Raw genomic sequence first — 15,792 nt, forward strand, 5'->3', positions numbered from 1 at the left:
AAACCTGACCGACTTATGATGTGCCGGATACGGAACGGCAAGAATTTCATGCCAGGTTGCAGGCGATAAAGCAGGAAAGAACGTTCGAGTGTTCTATTACAAGCGAAATCAATCGCTGCTGGGCGGTGCATTCACGACGGCGGAACTCGTGTTCCATGCCGTTGTGCGCAACGTTCGATCACAGCATTCCAATGCGGTGATCGCCATCGTGATGAACATCATACAGGTTCTGGCGCTCGTGGTTGTCTTCTATCTGATCATGTCGCTTGTCGGGACGCGGGTGGCAAAGATCCGGGGTGAATATGTCCTGTATCTGTTGTCGGGTGTCTTTTTGTTCCTGACGCATATCAAGGCTGTCGGTTCGGTCGCCGGTGTCGGTATCGGCAACAACCCGATGATGCTGCATTCGCCAATGAACATCATGGTGATGTTGCTGGCCGCTGCATTCGGTTCGTTTTACACGCAAATTGTTTCGTTGATCGTGATCCTGTTCCTCTACAGCGTGACGATCTCCCCAATCGAGATTCAGGATCCGGGTGGTGCATTCGCGATGCTTGTTTTGGCCTGGTTCACTGGGTGTACGGTTGGTCTGATCTTCATGGCACTGAAACCATGGATTCCGCAGACTTCGGAGATACTCAACAATGTCTATCGCCGGATGAACATGATCTTTTCCGGAAAGATGGTTGTGGCGAACGCGCTCGGGGGTGCTTGGTTGGCGGCATTCGCATGGAACCCATTGTTTCACGTAATCGACCAATGCCGGGGGTTCGTATTCCGGAACTATTTTCCAAGAAACACAAGTTGGGAATACGCTCTTTGGGTCGGGCTCGCGTTGATGATGATCGGGTTGCTGGGCGTGTTCTTTACCCGCAAACACGTATCGCAGAGCTGGAGTGCGCGTCGCTAGGTTGCAACGCGCAGGGTTAGGTTGATGCGGCCACCTTTGGGCAACAACCGGGATGAACCAAACCGGATCCGGTCGACCCCGTGATATGCAAGACGCGCCGGACCGCCCATGATCACAATATCACCTGAGTTCAGCCAGATGGACTCGGTCTTGCCGCCCCGGGTCGTGTTTCCAATTCGAAAGAGTGCATCATCGCCCAGCGAGACAGACAGTACGGGCCAAGAGAAATCCGCTTCGTCCTTGTCCTGGTGAAGGCCCATCCGGGCACCCTCGCCATAATAGTTGATCAGGCAGCAATCGGGATCGCGATCGGGACTGCACAGGTCTTTCCACATCTGCAGGATAACATCCGGAATAGCAGGCCATGCCGCGCCTTTCGGATGGGTGTCCTGATACCGATACCCGGCTTTGTCTGACACCCAGCCCAGACCCCCGGCCGAGGTCATGCGTACGGACATCTGCTTGCCCGATGGGGTGGTGGGATGGAACAGGGGCGCGGATTTCAGAATCGGACGCAAGACATCGATCAGCTGCGTCTGCGCGGCCCCGTCCAGATAGCCTTTTCTGATATCGAACCCCCGCAAAAGCAGCCGTGCCATTCAAGAATCCCCAATCCTTGCCAAAACCTTGCCAAAAAAGGCTACAGAATCCCGAAAACCTGCATTTCAGAACGCTTGCAGGCCTCTTGTCCCGCCCTTATATACGCCGGGACGCGCGATGGTGTAGTGCTGTCGCGCAGCACTGATCGGGGCCGGATGCCATAACGGGTCCGGACCTCGGGACATCGCCTTGAAGAGAAAGGGATTGAAAATATGGGAAAAGTAATCGGCATTGACCTCGGTACCACAAACTCGTGCGTTGCCATCATGGATGGCTCGCAGCCGAAGGTCATCGAAAACGCAGAAGGGGCGCGGACCACGCCCTCGATCGTCGCCTTCACCGAAGATGAGCGACTGGTCGGTCAGCCTGCAAAACGCCAGGCGGTCACCAACCCCGACAACACCATCTTTGGCGTAAAGCGTCTGATCGGTCGTCGTGTGGATGATGCAGAAGTCGAAAAAGATAAGAAAATGGTGCCGTACGCCATCGTCGATGGCGGCAATGGCGACGCGTGGGTTGAAGCCCGCGGTGAAAAATACTCCCCAAGCCAGATCTCGGCCTTCACTCTGGGTAAGATGAAGGAAACCGCCGAGAGCTATCTGGGTGAGGAAGTCACGCAGGCGGTGATCACCGTTCCGGCATACTTCAACGACGCACAGCGTCAGGCCACCAAAGACGCCGGTAAAATCGCCGGTCTGGAAGTGCTGCGGATCATCAACGAGCCGACAGCAGCTGCGCTGGCCTATGGTCTGGACAAGGAAGAAACCCAAACCATCGCGGTTTATGACCTTGGTGGTGGTACCTTCGACGTAACCATTCTGGAAATCGACGATGGCCTGTTCGAGGTTAAGTCGACCAACGGCGACACCTTCTTGGGTGGTGAAGACTTTGACATGCGCATCGTCAACTACCTGGCGGATGAGTTCAAAAAGGAACACGGTGTCGATCTGTCTCAGGACAAGATGGCCCTGCAGCGTCTGAAAGAAGCTGCTGAAAAAGCCAAGATCGAGCTGTCCTCGACCTCGCAGACCGAAATCAACCAGCCGTTCATCTCGATGGGTGCAAACGGTCAGCCGCTGCACATGGTCATGAAACTGACTCGTGCCAAGCTGGAATCGCTGGTTGGCGACCTGATCAAGAAGTCGATGAAGCCTTGCCAGGCTGCTCTGAAAGACGCAGGCCTGTCGGCTGGCGACGTGGACGAGGTTGTTCTGGTCGGTGGTATGACCCGGATGCCGAAAGTGATCGAAGAGGTCACCAAGTTCTTCGGTAAAGAGCCGCACAAGGGTGTGAACCCGGACGAAGTTGTTGCCATGGGCGCCGCCATTCAGGCCGGTGTTCTGCAGGGCGACGTCAAAGACGTGGTTCTGCTGGACGTGACCCCGCTGTCGCTGGGCATCGAGACGCTGGGTGGCGTGTTCACCCGCCTAATCGACCGCAACACGACGATCCCGACCAAAAAGTCTCAGGTCTTCTCGACCGCTGAGGACAATCAGAACGCCGTGACCATCCGCTGTTTCCAGGGTGAGCGCGAAATGGCCGCGGACAACAAGATCCTGGGTCAGTTCAATCTGGAAGAGATCCCGCCCGCACCGCGCGGCATGCCTCAGATCGAGGTGACTTTTGACATCGATGCCAACGGCATTGTCTCGGTTTCGGCCAAGGACAAAGGCACCGGCAAAGAGCAGAAGATCACCATCCAGGCCTCGGGCGGTCTGTCGGACGAAGATATCGACAAGATGGTCAAGGACGCCGAGGAAAACGCCGAGGCAGACAAGGCCCGCAAAGAGCTGGTCGAAGCCAAGAACCAGGCCGAAAGCCTTGTTCACGCGACCGAGAAATCGATCGAGGAACATGGCGACAAGGTCGACCCGTCGACCGTCGAAGCGATCGAGCTGGCCGTTGCCGCGCTCAAGGATGAGCTGGAAACGGACAATGCGGACAAGATCAAGTCGGGCATCCAGAACGTGACCGAAGCGGCCATGAAACTGGGTGAAGCCATCTATAAGGCGCAAGCGGAAGAGGGCGAAGATGAGCCTGCCGCCGCGGATGCCGCACCGGGTGATGACGATATTGTCGATGCCGAGTTCGAAGATCTGGACGACGACAAGCGTAACTAACGGGTAACCGGGCCAATTTGGGCCGGTCCGGTTGCCGGGCCGGCCCGATTACGTTGAGGCATAAGGAAATACTGATGTCAAAACGCGACTATTACGAAGTGCTCGGCGTGTCCAAGAGCGCTTCGTCGGATGAAATCAAAAAGGGCTTTCGCAAAAAAGCCAAAGAGCTTCATCCAGACCGCAACAAGGACAATCCGGATGCTGAAGCGCAGTTCAAAGAGGCCAACGAGGCCTATGATGTGCTGCGTGATGCCGACAAAAAAGCAGCTTATGACCGCTTTGGTCATGCTGCGTTTGAGAACGGCATGGGTGGCGGTGGTCGTCCCGGTGGCGGATTTGGCTCTGGTGATTTCTCCAGCGCGTTTTCGGATGTCTTCGACGATCTGTTCGGCGATTTCATGGGTGGCCAGCGTGGCGGCGGCGGTGGACGTCGTGCGGCACGTGGATCGGACCTGCGCTACAATCTGCGCGTAACGCTGGAAGAAGCCTATTCCGGCCTGCAGAAAACTATCAATGTACCCACTGCCGTGGCCTGTTCATCCTGTGATGGCACCGGTGCGGAAAGTGGTGTTGAGCCAACAACCTGTCCGACCTGTTCGGGTATGGGCAAGGTGCGGGCGCAACAGGGCTTCTTCACGGTCGAACGAACCTGTCCGACCTGTTCTGGCCTTGGTCAGATCATCAAGAACCCCTGTAAATCCTGCAACGGCGCGGGCCGTGTCGAAAAAGAGCGTGCTCTTTCGGTCAATATCCCTGCCGGTGTTGAAACCGGTACTCGTATTCGCCTTGCTGGCGAGGGTGAGGCCGGAATGCGGGGTGGCCCTCCGGGGGATCTCTACATATTTGTCGAAGTCGCGCAGCATCAGCTGTTCGAGCGTGACAGCATAAACCTTTACTGCCGCGTTCCGGTAAGCATGGCCAAGGCTGCGCTGGGCGGTTCGATCGAAGTACCGACCATTGATGGTGGTCGTGGTCGCGTGCAGATCCCGGCCGGCAGCCAGTCTGGCCGCCAGATGCGTCTGCGTAGCAAGGGTATGCCCGCGCTGCGTGGTGGCGGAGTTGGCGACATGTTCATCGAACTGGCCGTCGAGACACCGGTGAACCTGACCAGCCGTCAGAAAGAACTGCTGCGTGAGTTCGAGGATCTGGGCGAAGACAACCACCCGGAATCAAAGAGCTTTTTCTCATCTGTCAAATCCTTTTGGGATGGGATGAAGGGCTAAGAGCCCAGCAATCAAGAATGTCAGGCCGGTTCGTCAGAGCCGGCCTTTTTTTGTTCCTTAGGTCCAGTTTGATCTGAAACCGGTTCAGATTGGCCCTTGAAACCCGGTCCAAGCCCTGAGATTGTCCGCGCGAACCGTTGGGGTGCCCCGTCTTGGGGCTGAGAGGCGTGAATGCGCTAACCCATCGAACCTGATCCGGGCAATACCGGCGTAGGGAACGGTCTTAGTGCACAGACGTTTTCCATGCCCGTTGCCCTTTGAATATGGAGCAACGACATGGCGCATATTGCCCTGACAATCGCAGGATCGGACAGCGGAGGTGGTGCCGGAATTCAGGCCGACCTCAAGGCGATGTCCGCGCTGGGTGTCTATGGCGCCAGCGTTCTGACCGCAGTGACGGCGCAAAACACTCAGGCGGTGACCGCGGTACACGGCATCCCGTTGGAGGTGATCTCCGCGCAGATCGAAGCGGTTCTGAGCGACCTCGACGTCGGTGCGATCAAAATCGGGATGTTGGCAACACCCGAAATCATCCAGACAGTGGCTCAGGGGATTTCTGGTTTCGAAGGTCCGGTTGTGCTTGACCCGGTGATGGTCGCTAAATCCGGTGATGCCCTGTTGGCCGCTGAGGCGGTTCAGACCTTGCGTGACGTGCTGTTGCCCCGTGCAACGGTGATAACGCCCAACCTGCCCGAAGCAGCCTGTCTGCTGGAACAAACCGCAGCCAGGACGCCCGAAGATATGATCGCCCAAGGTCTTGGCCTTTGTGAGATGGGTGCACGTGCCGTTCTGATGAAAGGCGGTCATGGAGAGGGCGAAATCTGCCACGACTTACTGATTGATGCGTCGGGTAAAGTGGCTGATTTCAAAGCGCCTCGCAAATCCACAAGAAACACTCACGGCACCGGGTGCACATTGTCATCTTCGATTGCCGCCGGACTTGCACAGGGATTGAACCTGACAGAAGCAGTGACTCAGGCGCATGGATATCTGCAGGGCGCAATTGCCCGCGCAGATGACCTTTGCATAGGGCAGGGCCATGGTCCGGTGCACCATTTCCATCAGGTCTGGTCGGCGTGACGGTCTGGTCTGTCATAGGTGCCGGTGTTGCCGGTCTGGCGGTCGCGAGTGAACTGGTTTCCCGCGGCGCACGCGTTCAGGTCTTTGATCCTGGCGGCCCGCCTGGCCCACATGGGTGTTCCTGGTGGGCTGGTGGCATGCTGGCACCATGGTGTGAATACGAGAACGCCGAGGAACCTGTGCTGCGACTGGGTCAACAGGCCATCGATTGGTGGGCGGGCCGGACGCAGGTACACCGATGCGGAACCCTTGTTGTTGCCAATGCCCGGGATTTGCCGGATCTGCGTCGTTTCGCACGTCGTACCGAAGGTTTTGAACAGGTTGAACAGGCGAAAATTGCCGCATTAGAGCCTGACTTACATGGATTCGGAAAGGGCTTGCATTTTAGCGCAGAGGCGCATGTCGATCCCCGGCAGGCGCTGAACTATCTCTATCGTCAGCTGCGCGAACAGGGGGTGGAGTTTCATCAGAAACTCGCACCTGCGAAGTTGGAGAATCCAATCGACTGCCGCGGGCTGCATGCGCGTGAGTACTTGCACGATCTGCGCGGCGTGAAGGGTGAGATGCTGGTAATCCGCTGCCCGGATGTGGCGCTGAACCGCCCCGTACGCCTGCTGCATCCACGCATGCCGCTTTACATCGTGCCGCGCGGCGACGGCATTTACATGCTGGGTGCCACGATGATCGAATCCGAAGACAGCAGCCGTATCACTGCGCGTTCGATGCTGGAGCTGCTGAGCGCGGCCTATGCCCTGAACCCAGCCTTTGGAGAGGCAGAGGTGTTGGAAATCGGTGTCGATCTTCGCCCAGCCTTTCCTGACAACCTGCCACGCATCCGGCGGCTGGGTCGGACAATCTATGCCAATGGCCTCTATCGCCACGGCTATCTGCTGGCGCCTGCATTGGCGCAGGGCGTTGCCGATCTGGCGTTGGAAAACAAACACTCGGAGATGGTTGATGAAGATCGTCCTTAACGGTGAATCGCGCGACGTGCGCGCGGAAACCTTGTCTGAACTGCTGAAGGAATGCGGGTTCTCTGGTCGCGTTGCCACGGCAGTGAACGAAGATTTCGTCCCGTCCAGTCTGCGCATTGCCCACAAACTGGCCGAAGGCGACCGGATCGAAGTTGTTGCGCCAATGCAGGGGGGCTGAGCATGAAACGGTTTTACGGCACCGATTTGCCAACCCCCCTGATGCTGGGAACAGCGCAATATCCCAGCCCTGCTATTCTGGAACAGGCTTTTCGCCAAAGCGCAGCAGGCGTGGCCACGGTTTCGCTCCGCCGTGAAGGGGCGGGCGGCGCGGGACAGACGTTCTGGTCCATGATCCGTGAGCTTGGCGTGCTGGTTTTGCCGAACACGGCTGGATGCCACACGGTCAAAGAGGCAGTTACCACGGCTCATATGGCACGTGAGGTGTTTGATACGCCCTGGATCAAGCTGGAACTGATCGGTCACACGGACAGCCTGCAGCCGGATGTGTTTCAGTTGGTCGAGGCCGCTCGCATCCTGACCGAGGATGGGTTTCAGGTGTTCCCGTACACAACGGACGATCTGATCGTCGGAGAACGGTTGCTGGCCGCCGGCTGCGAGGTCCTGATGCCCTGGGGCGCGCCAATCGGGTCAGGTCGCGGGCTGAACAACGAATACGCATTGCGTGCCATGCGTGCTGAATTCCCGGATGTGCCACTGGTTGTTGATGCAGGCATCGGTCTGCCAAGCCATGCGGCCCACGCAATGGAACTGGGCTTTGATGCCGTTCTTCTGAACACAGCCGTTGCCCGTGCGGGTGATCCGGCTGCGATGGCCAAGGCGATGGCACTGGCGGTTCAGGCCGGACAATTGGCCCATCAGGCCGATCCGATCGAAGCGCGCGACATGGCCGAGGCCTCTACTCCCGTTATTGGAAAGGCGTTCCTGTCATGACCCTTGATCGATTTTATCCAATCTTTGATCACTCTGACTGGTTGCGCCGAATGCTGCCTTTGGGGGTCAAGCTGGTACAGCTGCGCATCAAGGATCAGCCAGACGACGTCGTGCGTCACGAGATCGAAGTGTCACAAGCTCTGTGTCGCAAACATGGTGCTGTGCTGGTGGTGAATGACTACTGGCAGGCAGCTATCGAAGCGGGCTGTGACTGGATCCACTTGGGTCAGGAAGATTTGGACGACGCCGATCTCAAGGCGATCCGTAAGGCCGGTCTGAAACTGGGTGTTTCAACCCATGATGATGACGAGCTTGAGCGCGTATTGGCAATGGGCCCGAATTATGTCGCGCTGGGCCCAGTATACCCGACCATCCTGAAAAAGATGAAATGGCATCAACAGGGCTTGCCGCGGGTGACCGAATGGAAAGCACAGATAGGTGACACCCCCTTGGTCGGTATTGGCGGCATGAGTGTTGAACGCGCACGCGGCGTATTCGAGGCTGGCGCGGATATCGTTTCAGTTGTCACCGACATCACACTCAACGACGATCCCGAAGGGCGTGTGCGTGAATGGATCGAGGTCTGCAAATGACGCGCTATTCCCGACAGATGATCCTGCCCGAGGTCGGCGATGATGGGCAAAAACGCCTTTCCAGATCGCGGGTTCTTGTGATCGGAGCTGGTGGTTTGGCAGCACCTGTTTTGCCATTGTTGGCCGGGGCGGGGGTTGGTCATCTGTCGGTGATGGATGGGGATGTTGTTGAGCAATCGAACCTCCATCGCCAGACCTTGTTTACAGAGAAAGACTGCGGCCGCTCAAAGGCAGAGGCGGCGGCTCAGCGTTGCCGAGAACTAAACAGAGAAATCGAAATCTCGGAATTGAATCAGCCTCTAACAAGCGAAAATGTGGCAAACCTGGTATCCAAACATGATTTGGTGTTGGACTGCGCGGACAGCTACGCGGCCAGCTACACCTTATCAGACAGTTGCCTGGAGCTGAGAAAACCCCTGATCAGCGCGTCTGTTCTGGGGCTGTCGGGATATGTCGGTGGGTTCTGTGGCAGAGCCCCCTCATTGCGCGCGGTTTTCCCCAAAGCTCCTGATAGTGGTGCAAGCTGCGCCACAGCAGGGGTGCTGGGTCCCGTGGTTGCGATGTTGGGTTCGCTTCAAGCGCAGATGGCGTTGGGCGTCATCCTTGGTCTTGAGCCGAGCCCTCTGGGGCATCTCGTGCAGTTCGATGCGCGTACGTTCCGCAGTACCGGATTTCGCTTTGATCAAGCACCCGAGCCAGCACAGGCATTCCGCTTTGTTTCCGCCAGTCAGCTGAACGAGGCTGACGTGATTGTTGAGCTAAGGGATGCGCCGGAGGCGCCGGAGCTTATTCATCCGAACGCCAAACGGACGACTCCTGAAGATCTCATATCAGAGCCTAACAAAGGAAAAAGACTGGCCCTGTGTTGCTCGACCGGCCTGCGGGCATGGCGCGCTGCTGAACGTATTCAACCGGATTGGCCAGGCGAGATTGTCCTCGTCGCGGCCTCAACCTCGTGAACAGAAGGAAACGCGAGACATGAAAAAGCTGATTACAGCTGTTGCCCTGCTGGTCGCTACGCCTGCATGGGCCGAAGACAAGATGACTTTGTTGCTGGATTGGTTCGTGAACCCGGATCACGGACCGATCATCATTGCGCAGGAAAAGGGTTACTTTGCCGATCAGGGGCTTGAGGTTGAAGTCATTCCGCCTGCAGACCCGTCAGCCCCGCCGCGTCTGGTTGCAGCCGGACAGGCCGATCTGGCGGTATCCTATCAACCGCAGCTGCACTTGCAGATCCACGAAGGCCTGCCGCTCAAGCGTGTCGGTACGCTGGTTGCAACACCGCTGAACTGTCTTCTGGTGCTCAAGGATGGTCCGATTGAAACGCTTGCCGATCTCAAGGGTAAGAAGGTTGGTTTTTCGGTAGCGGGTGTCGAAGAGGCTGTTTTGTCCGCGATGTTGGGCGTGCATGACGTCGCCTTGGATGACATCGAAATGATCAACGTCAATTTCTCTCTGTCTCCGTCGCTGATGACCGGGCAGGTCGATGCAGTTATCGGGGCATTCCGCAACTTTGAACTGAACCAGATGGATATCGAGGGTGTCGCCGGCCGTTGCTTCTATATCGAAGAAGAAGGTGTGCCGCCCTATGATGAACTGATCTACGTCGCCAATCCTGATACGATGGACGCCGACAAAGTCGCCCGCTTTCTGGCCGCAACCGAGAAGGCCACGCAGTTCATCGTCAACAACCCGGAAGAAAGCTGGGAAATCTTCGCCGCAACCTCAGTTGAGTTGCAGGATGAGCTGAATGCCCGCGCCTGGGTGGATACATTGCCCCGCTTCGCGCTGCGCCCTGCGGGTTTTGACGCAGGCCGCTATGCCCGGTTCGAGGCTTTCCTGAAAGACAGCGGCATGATCGACAGCATCAACCCCGTCAGCGACATCACTATCGATGTGACTTCACAATGAGCGATTATGGCAAAGCCTTCACGTTGATGCGTGATGCCGCACAGGGGCCGTGGCGGGATTACACCCGCCACGCCTTTGTCGAAGGGATGAAGGATGGAACGCTCCCACGTGAGGCGTTCCTGCACTATCTGCGACAGGATTATGTGTTTCTGATCCACTTTTCTCGCGCTTGGGCGCTGGCGGTGGTGAAATCTGAAACGCATGACGAGATGCTGGCTGCATCCCGCACCATGAATGGTTTGATCAGCGAAGAGATGAAGCTGCATATCGGCATTTGCGAGGCCGAAGGCATCCCGCAGCATCAGCTGTTCGCCACGCCAGAGCGGGCCGAAAACCTCGCTTATACACGCTATGTGCTCGAGGCGGGTTACAGTGGTGATCTGCTCGATCTGCTTGCGGCCCTTGTACCTTGTGTGATGGGGTATGGTGAAATCGGTACCCGCCTTGCTGCCGAGGCGACCTCTGAGACCTATCGTGACTGGATCGACGCTTATTCGAGTGATGAGTATCAACAGGCCTGTTATGCGGTTGGAGAGTTGCTGGATTCGGCTCTAACACGGCGTATTAGTGCAGATTTTGAGGCATCCCCACGCTGGGATCGCCTGTGCCAGACGTTCTGTACCGCGACTGAGCTTGAGGTCAACTTCTGGCAGATGGGCCTCACCCCATGACACCAGCGCCCGATCTGAACTTCAAGGGCCAGGCGTCTATCGGCAGCGCGAGCCTTTTCGCGCCATTGTCGCTGTCGCTGGCGTCTGGGCAGTGGACCTGCCTTTTGGGTGGATCGGGCGTTGGAAAAACCACAGTCCTGCGGTTGATCGCGGGGCTGGACACAGGCGCTGATTTTTCTGGCCAGATCGCCGCCAGTGACGGGAAACCAGTCGCTGAGCGTGTCGCCTACATGGCGCAGAACGATCTTTTGCTGCCGTGGGCGACCGTTGCGCAGAACGTCTCGCTTGGTGCACGGCTGCGGGGCGAGAAAATCGATCGGAATCGGCGGGATCGTTTGATCGCGCGCATGCGATTGACGGACCACATGAACAAGAAACCTGCTGAACTTTCGGGTGGTCAACGTCAGCGCGTGGCTCTGGCCCGCACGTTGATGGAGGATCGACCGATTGTCCTGTTGGATGAACCTTTTTCCGCCCTCGATGCAAGAACCCGGGCCGATATGCAGGATCTGGCAGCAGAGGCCTTGCAGGGCCGGACCGTTCTGCTGGTTACCCATGATCCGGCCGAGGCGGCACGGTTGGGACAAACAATTGTGGTCATGACCCAGCACGGATTGACCCATTGCCAACCCCCGCACGCGCCCGCCCCGCGTAAAGTCGACGATCTGGAGACGTTGGAAACACAAGGCTCGTTGCTCAGATTGTTGCGAGAGGAAGCCGCGTGAAATACCTTTCCGCCCTTGCAGCAACCTTGTTTGCCCTTGGCGTGTGGCAGGCAATTGTCAGCCTGACGGGTTTGCCCAAGTTTATTCTGCCCGGCCCCGCGCTTGTGGCCGAGACTTGGTGGCAGAATCGCTGGTTAATCGCGGAACACACCTGGATCACGGCGGTCGAGGTTCTGATCGGACTGGCCTGCGGAACATTTCTGGGCGTGATCACTGCGTTGCAGCTTGCAAATTCACGGGCTGCGCGCGTTCTGGTCCAGCCTATGTTGGTGTTTACGCAAGCTTTGCCGGTCTTTGCGTTGGCACCGTTACTAACACTGTGGCTGGGCTATGGCCTCTGGTCCAAGGTCGCGATGGCGGTGTTAATCATCTATTTTCCGATCACCTCATCATTCTTTGACGGATTGATGCGGACGCCCGCCGGATATCTGGATCTTGCACGGACAATGCAGGCCAATTCACGCTCGGTATTGTGGCATATTCGGATACCTGCTGCGTTGCCCTCACTCGCCTCTGGTATGCGGCTGGCGGCGGTCTACGCGCCAATCGGTGCCGTGATTGGTGAATGGGTCGGATCATCGCAAGGGCTAGGTTATCTGATGCTGCTGGCCAATGGCCGCGCCAAGACCGATCTGATGTTTGCCGCGATGCTGACCCTGGGTGTGTTTTCCATTGTCCTGCACATGCTTGTGCGCCACGCAACAGCTCGTATGGCAGGTGAGGCCCATTAACCAATCGGAAACCTATTCTGAGCCAGTCTGAGCGCATGACTCAGGACGCCTTTGCTGAAGCCCCGATGCTGTTTGAAAGTGACGAAGCCCCGGTGGCGCCGCTGCCCTCGGGTCGATTACCGTCTTATATCAAGGACCATCGTAAACGCCTGCGTGAACGCTTCATGTCGGGTGGATCTGCGGCGATGCCGGATTATGAGCTGCTAGAACTTGTGTTGTTTCGCTCGATCCCCCGGCAGGACGTGAAGCCACTGGCCCGGGCGTTGCTTGACGCGTTTGGAGATTTCAACCGCGTGCTGACCGCACCCGAAGAGCGGCTGCGCCAGATCAAGGGGGTGGGTGAAACGGTGATCACCGACCTGAAGATACTCGAGGCCTGCGCCCACCGCATGGCCCGCGCGCGGGTGATGCAACGCCATGTGATCTCGGGTTGGGATGCGCTTATAGACTATTGCCACACCACAATGGCGCATCGCGAAACCGAACAATTCCGGGTGTTCTATCTGGATCGCAAGAACGTTCTGATCGAGGATGAAGAACAGGCCAAGGGTACGGTGGACCATGTGCCCGTTTATCCGCGAGAGGTGGCGAAACGAGCATTGGAACTGAACGCCTCAGCCCTGATCCTGGTGCACAATCATCCCTCAGGCGATCCGACGCCGTCACAATCGGATATCGATATGACAAACCGTATTCAGGACGCCTGTACGGCGCTGGGACTGACCCTGCATGATCACCTGATTATCGGAAAATCAACTGAATTGAGTTTCAGGTCGCAAGGCTATCTATAGCGGTCACTCGACCCAGATCTCGACCCTGCGATTGACCTTCCGGCCCCAATCCGTGTCATCGCAGGCCATCGGCATGGCTTCGCCGAACCCTTCGACATCGATCTCGACACTTTCCGGAACTGCAGTTTCAACGGCATTCAGTACCGCATTCCGCACGGTCTGCGCGCGGCGAAGCGCGATGCGTGCATTGGCCGAGGCCGCACCGTCCCCGTCACTGAAACCCACAAAGATCAGCTTGCGCGCATCAAACGTCCCGCTTTCAAGCGCCTGCGCGAGGTGCTGAATGTTCGAGCGTGATTGTGCATCGGGTCGGGATGAACCCGTTTCGAACCGAAAGGATAGCGAAAGGCGCGACAAGGGCCTTAGCGTTTCGATCATCCGTTGCAGCTCTTCCATGCCCACTTCGGCCCCGCCAGCGGTGATGGCGTTTGCCAACCGATCCCCTTGCAATCCGATGCGGATCGTTTCGGGTGACTGATCAACAAACCCGGCTTGCCGGATCACCATCTGCGCCTCGGCGCTTTGAGTGTAGGCCAGAAACTGCCGGACAATCTTTGGCAGCCGGCGCTGCGGCAAATACATGAACATCGGTGACGTCAGAGGATAATCCTCGGTTTTGATCGATTGCCGTGTTGCCGTCAGAGCGTATCCGCAGCCGCCAGATAAAGGCAAAGCTTGTGCCGGACCAACCCCGGCATGACTGGCGATACCAATGGCAAAGGGGTCATCTGCTACGGCTTTCACCAGATCGCTACTGCGGGCGTGCCGTTCGATAACCACCTCAGGCGGCGCATCGGCAGAGACTAACAGCAAATCTTCTGCGGCCTGTGCAAGTCCACCACCCGCATCCGGCAGATGCAACGCTATCGGCGCATCCGGCCCGCCCAGCTCAGCCCAGTTTGTGACCTCACCGGCAAAAACCCGAGCCAGATCGCTTGGTAGAATCTGACGGATCGGATTTTCCCTTGATACAACAGGGACCATGGCATCCAGTGCCAGGACCCGCGATCGGCGAGGCCGGGTCAGATCACCAATCCCAACCTCTTGAGCTGCTTCATTTTCCTCAGGGCGGATTTCGCGCAAGGCCATGACGATGTCAGCCTCATCCCCGATCAGGTCAGCGAAACCCCGCGCGGTGTTTCCAGCGTGAAATGTCAGGCGACCCAGCGGTGCCTGACGCCCCGGCTGTTGCAGTGCGTAGACAAATAGACCTTCCTCTAAATCCGTGCGGTTCGTCTCCAGACCTTCTTGTCGGGCGAAGCCTTCGATCAAGGCAGGCATCAGAGCGTCAGCTATGACCGAGGATCCCGAAAAACTGACTTCAGCAACGAAATCGATGAGATTGGGACAGGCGAGACCATCACAGGTGACACCGGATCCATCCACGGTCAGCTCGCCAAATTGCGTATCAACGCGATAAAACTCGCCATCATAGCTTAACAGATTGCCTGTGACCTCGACCTTACCGTCGTGTGAGGTCAGGGTAATGTCCTGCGCCGCGACACCTGCAGCACCTGCAAAAAACGACAACATCGTAGTTGCCGCGCGAAGAAAATACATAGGGGACCGTTAAACTGCCTGCGGTTACTTTGCCGCGATTGTCAGGTCTTCGAACAGATTATTCAACACCAGAAAATTCTGGTCTGCGGAACAATCCGGCATCGGCAGTGTCAGGTCACGCGACCGCAGACGGCGATCCGCGCGGATTTCCAGCGATTGAACGCTCAGTTTTCGCCCGCAATTTGCCTCTGTCACTTCTGCTTCGACGGTCAGTGCGATCTCACCGTTCTGATCCGTTTGACCGGCCGGAAAGGTGTATAGTTCGACATTGTGTGCACTTGTTGAGCCTGCGATACCCAAGTGAACCACATTACCTACACCCTCAGCTTTCGGGTTTGCCCAGACATGCCCAGCCTCGCCATAGCTTGCGCCAAACTCCAATGCATGTAGCTGAAGCTCGGTGTTTCCCCGCCATTGCAGGGCAACGCGGTTGTATGCCGCGAAATCCGGGACGTGAGTTGTGGCGACTGTTCCGGCATTGTCCTCGAAGGAAATCAGGAAAATCGCATATTCGGAAAGCACCGGGATGGTCAGGTCAATACGGCCGTCCTCATCTGTCCTGGCTGTGAATGTCATTCCGCTGTGGTGAAGCTCGACATTCTGGCTGGGCTTACAGGGGGCCTTTAAGGTCAATCGGGCAGCGGCCTGCGGTGCGGCGACTGCGCGTGCGCTCAGATTACAGTCTACCTGCTGTTGAGGGTCTGTAGGCTTGGCGCGAAGTGTTCGGTTTGCCGGGGATGTCACTGAACTCTCAGTGTCTGCCGGTGAAGAAGAGGTCAGAACAACACTTTCGAGTCCGGGGATTACAGAGCTTTCGTTTGTCACCGAGGCATGTTGAATGGTCGCGCCTTTGTGTTGCGCGTTCGGACCGTTCTGCATCAGGTAACCAATCGCAAGAGCACAGGCCACTGTGCCACAGGTGGTCACGTAGTTCTTAATGACAAACAAG

General features: G+C 57.3%; 17 protein-coding genes and 1 riboswitch. Of the genes, 14 read left to right on the forward strand and 3 right to left on the reverse strand.

Annotated features, from left to right (window positions below):
* Positions 1 to 88: 88 nt before the first annotated feature.
* Positions 89 to 910 (forward strand): ABC transporter permease, encoded by an 822-nt coding sequence (locus ACR0CW_RS18965; RefSeq protein WP_209016041.1) that lies wholly within the window; start codon positions 89 to 91, stop codon positions 908 to 910.
* Here the strand turns inward: ACR0CW_RS18965 and ACR0CW_RS18970 are convergent.
* Positions 907 to 1,509, reverse strand: a complete 603-nt coding sequence (locus ACR0CW_RS18970; RefSeq protein ID WP_480788970.1) for an alpha-ketoglutarate-dependent dioxygenase AlkB family protein — start codon at positions 1,507 to 1,509, stop codon at positions 907 to 909. The two genes, ACR0CW_RS18965 and ACR0CW_RS18970, sit on opposite strands and share 4 nt — an antisense overlap.
* 213 nt (positions 1,510 to 1,722) lie before the next feature.
* On the opposite strand from ACR0CW_RS18970, the gene dnaK reads away from it, so the two are divergent.
* The 13 genes from dnaK to radC all read left to right on the forward strand — a co-directional run bounded on the left by dnaK (position 1,723) and on the right by radC (position 13,283).
* Positions 1,723 to 3,630, forward strand: a complete 1,908-nt coding sequence (gene dnaK, locus ACR0CW_RS18975; protein ID WP_155144211.1) for a molecular chaperone DnaK — start codon at positions 1,723 to 1,725, stop codon at positions 3,628 to 3,630.
* 74 nt (positions 3,631 to 3,704) lie between these two features.
* Positions 3,705 to 4,853 carry a molecular chaperone DnaJ gene (dnaJ, locus tag ACR0CW_RS18980; RefSeq protein WP_155144212.1) on the forward strand — a complete coding sequence of 383 codons (1,149 nt, stop codon included), beginning with the start codon at positions 3,705 to 3,707 and terminating at the stop codon, positions 4,851 to 4,853.
* A 128-nt stretch (positions 4,854 to 4,981) separates the two neighbouring features.
* A riboswitch (TPP riboswitch) is annotated at positions 4,982 to 5,087 on the forward strand.
* 42 nt (positions 5,088 to 5,129) lie between these two features.
* Complete coding sequence (gene thiD, locus ACR0CW_RS18985; protein ID WP_155144213.1) at positions 5,130 to 5,933, forward strand: bifunctional hydroxymethylpyrimidine kinase/phosphomethylpyrimidine kinase; 804 nt, start codon at positions 5,130 to 5,132, stop codon at positions 5,931 to 5,933.
* A complete protein-coding gene (thiO, locus tag ACR0CW_RS18990; protein ID WP_480788971.1) occupies positions 5,930 to 6,907 on the forward strand; it encodes a glycine oxidase ThiO in 978 nt (325 codons plus the stop codon). The genes thiD and thiO overlap by 4 nt, the downstream gene beginning before the upstream one ends.
* Positions 6,891 to 7,085, forward strand: coding sequence for a sulfur carrier protein ThiS (thiS, locus tag ACR0CW_RS18995; protein WP_170335720.1), 195 nt, complete (start codon positions 6,891 to 6,893; stop codon positions 7,083 to 7,085). Before thiO ends, thiS begins: the two co-directional genes overlap by 17 nt.
* A 2-nt stretch (positions 7,086 to 7,087) precedes the next feature.
* Entirely contained in the window at positions 7,088 to 7,858 is a 771-nt protein-coding gene (locus tag ACR0CW_RS19000; RefSeq protein ID WP_480788972.1) for a thiazole synthase, read from the forward strand.
* A complete protein-coding gene (locus ACR0CW_RS19005) occupies positions 7,855 to 8,451 on the forward strand; it encodes a thiamine phosphate synthase (RefSeq protein ID WP_480788973.1) in 597 nt (198 codons plus the stop codon). The genes ACR0CW_RS19000 and ACR0CW_RS19005 overlap by 4 nt, the downstream gene beginning before the upstream one ends.
* The gene (locus tag ACR0CW_RS19010; RefSeq protein WP_480788974.1) at positions 8,448 to 9,410 is read left to right on the forward strand and encodes a HesA/MoeB/ThiF family protein; all 963 of its coding nucleotides are present in this window, start codon (positions 8,448 to 8,450) and stop codon (positions 9,408 to 9,410) included. Before ACR0CW_RS19005 ends, ACR0CW_RS19010 begins: the two co-directional genes overlap by 4 nt.
* A gap of 19 nt (positions 9,411 to 9,429) precedes the next feature.
* Positions 9,430 to 10,365, forward strand: a complete 936-nt coding sequence (locus ACR0CW_RS19015) for an ABC transporter substrate-binding protein (protein WP_480788975.1) — start codon at positions 9,430 to 9,432, stop codon at positions 10,363 to 10,365.
* Positions 10,362 to 11,036, forward strand: coding sequence for a thiaminase II (gene tenA / locus ACR0CW_RS19020; protein WP_480788976.1), 675 nt, complete (start codon positions 10,362 to 10,364; stop codon positions 11,034 to 11,036). The genes ACR0CW_RS19015 and tenA overlap by 4 nt, the downstream gene beginning before the upstream one ends.
* A complete protein-coding gene (locus ACR0CW_RS19025) occupies positions 11,033 to 11,761 on the forward strand; it encodes an ABC transporter ATP-binding protein (protein WP_480788977.1) in 729 nt (242 codons plus the stop codon). Before tenA ends, ACR0CW_RS19025 begins: the two co-directional genes overlap by 4 nt.
* A complete protein-coding gene (locus ACR0CW_RS19030) occupies positions 11,758 to 12,492 on the forward strand; it encodes an ABC transporter permease (protein ID WP_480788978.1) in 735 nt (244 codons plus the stop codon). The genes ACR0CW_RS19025 and ACR0CW_RS19030 overlap by 4 nt, the downstream gene beginning before the upstream one ends.
* Before the next feature lie 35 nt (positions 12,493 to 12,527).
* Positions 12,528 to 13,283 (forward strand): RadC family protein, encoded by a 756-nt coding sequence (gene radC, locus ACR0CW_RS19035; RefSeq protein WP_480788979.1) that lies wholly within the window; start codon positions 12,528 to 12,530, stop codon positions 13,281 to 13,283.
* A 3-nt stretch (positions 13,284 to 13,286) separates the two neighbouring features.
* Here radC and ACR0CW_RS19040 read toward each other — a convergent pair whose 3' ends face one another.
* Together ACR0CW_RS19040 and ACR0CW_RS19045 are read right to left on the reverse strand one after the other, a co-directional pair.
* Positions 13,287 to 14,843, reverse strand: coding sequence for a phosphate ABC transporter substrate-binding/OmpA family protein (locus ACR0CW_RS19040; protein WP_480788980.1), 1,557 nt, complete (start codon positions 14,841 to 14,843; stop codon positions 13,287 to 13,289).
* 24 nt (positions 14,844 to 14,867) lie between these two features.
* A complete protein-coding gene (locus ACR0CW_RS19045) occupies positions 14,868 to 15,791 on the reverse strand; it encodes a hypothetical protein (protein ID WP_480788981.1) in 924 nt (307 codons plus the stop codon).
* Position 15,792: the final 1 nt, after the last annotated feature.

The sequence above is a fragment of the Ruegeria sp. CH6 genome, from assembly GCF_056537005.1.

Excerpts from the sequence above, each read along its gene's own strand:
- ACR0CW_RS19005 (WP_480788973.1), top strand. The coding sequence starts at position 7,855 with ATGACCCTTGATCGATTTTATCCAATCTTTGATCACTCTGACTGGTTG.
- ACR0CW_RS19025 (WP_480788977.1), top strand. The coding sequence starts at position 11,033 with ATGACACCAGCGCCCGATCTGAACTTCAAGGGCCAGGCGTCTATCGGC.
- ACR0CW_RS18970 (WP_480788970.1), bottom strand. The coding sequence starts at position 1,509 with ATGGCACGGCTGCTTTTGCGGGGGTTCGATATCAGAAAAGGCTATCTG.
- thiS (WP_170335720.1), top strand. The coding sequence starts at position 6,891 with ATGAAGATCGTCCTTAACGGTGAATCGCGCGACGTGCGCGCGGAAACC.
- dnaJ (WP_155144212.1), top strand. The coding sequence starts at position 3,705 with ATGTCAAAACGCGACTATTACGAAGTGCTCGGCGTGTCCAAGAGCGCT.
- thiD (WP_155144213.1), top strand. The coding sequence starts at position 5,130 with ATGGCGCATATTGCCCTGACAATCGCAGGATCGGACAGCGGAGGTGGT.
- radC (WP_480788979.1), top strand. The coding sequence starts at position 12,528 with ATGACTCAGGACGCCTTTGCTGAAGCCCCGATGCTGTTTGAAAGTGAC.
- ACR0CW_RS19015 (WP_480788975.1), top strand. The coding sequence starts at position 9,430 with ATGAAAAAGCTGATTACAGCTGTTGCCCTGCTGGTCGCTACGCCTGCA.
- tenA (WP_480788976.1), top strand. The coding sequence starts at position 10,362 with ATGAGCGATTATGGCAAAGCCTTCACGTTGATGCGTGATGCCGCACAG.
- dnaK (WP_155144211.1), top strand. The coding sequence starts at position 1,723 with ATGGGAAAAGTAATCGGCATTGACCTCGGTACCACAAACTCGTGCGTT.
- ACR0CW_RS19000 (WP_480788972.1), top strand. The coding sequence starts at position 7,088 with ATGAAACGGTTTTACGGCACCGATTTGCCAACCCCCCTGATGCTGGGA.
- ACR0CW_RS19010 (WP_480788974.1), top strand. The coding sequence starts at position 8,448 with ATGACGCGCTATTCCCGACAGATGATCCTGCCCGAGGTCGGCGATGAT.
- ACR0CW_RS19040 (WP_480788980.1), bottom strand. The coding sequence starts at position 14,843 with ATGTATTTTCTTCGCGCGGCAACTACGATGTTGTCGTTTTTTGCAGGT.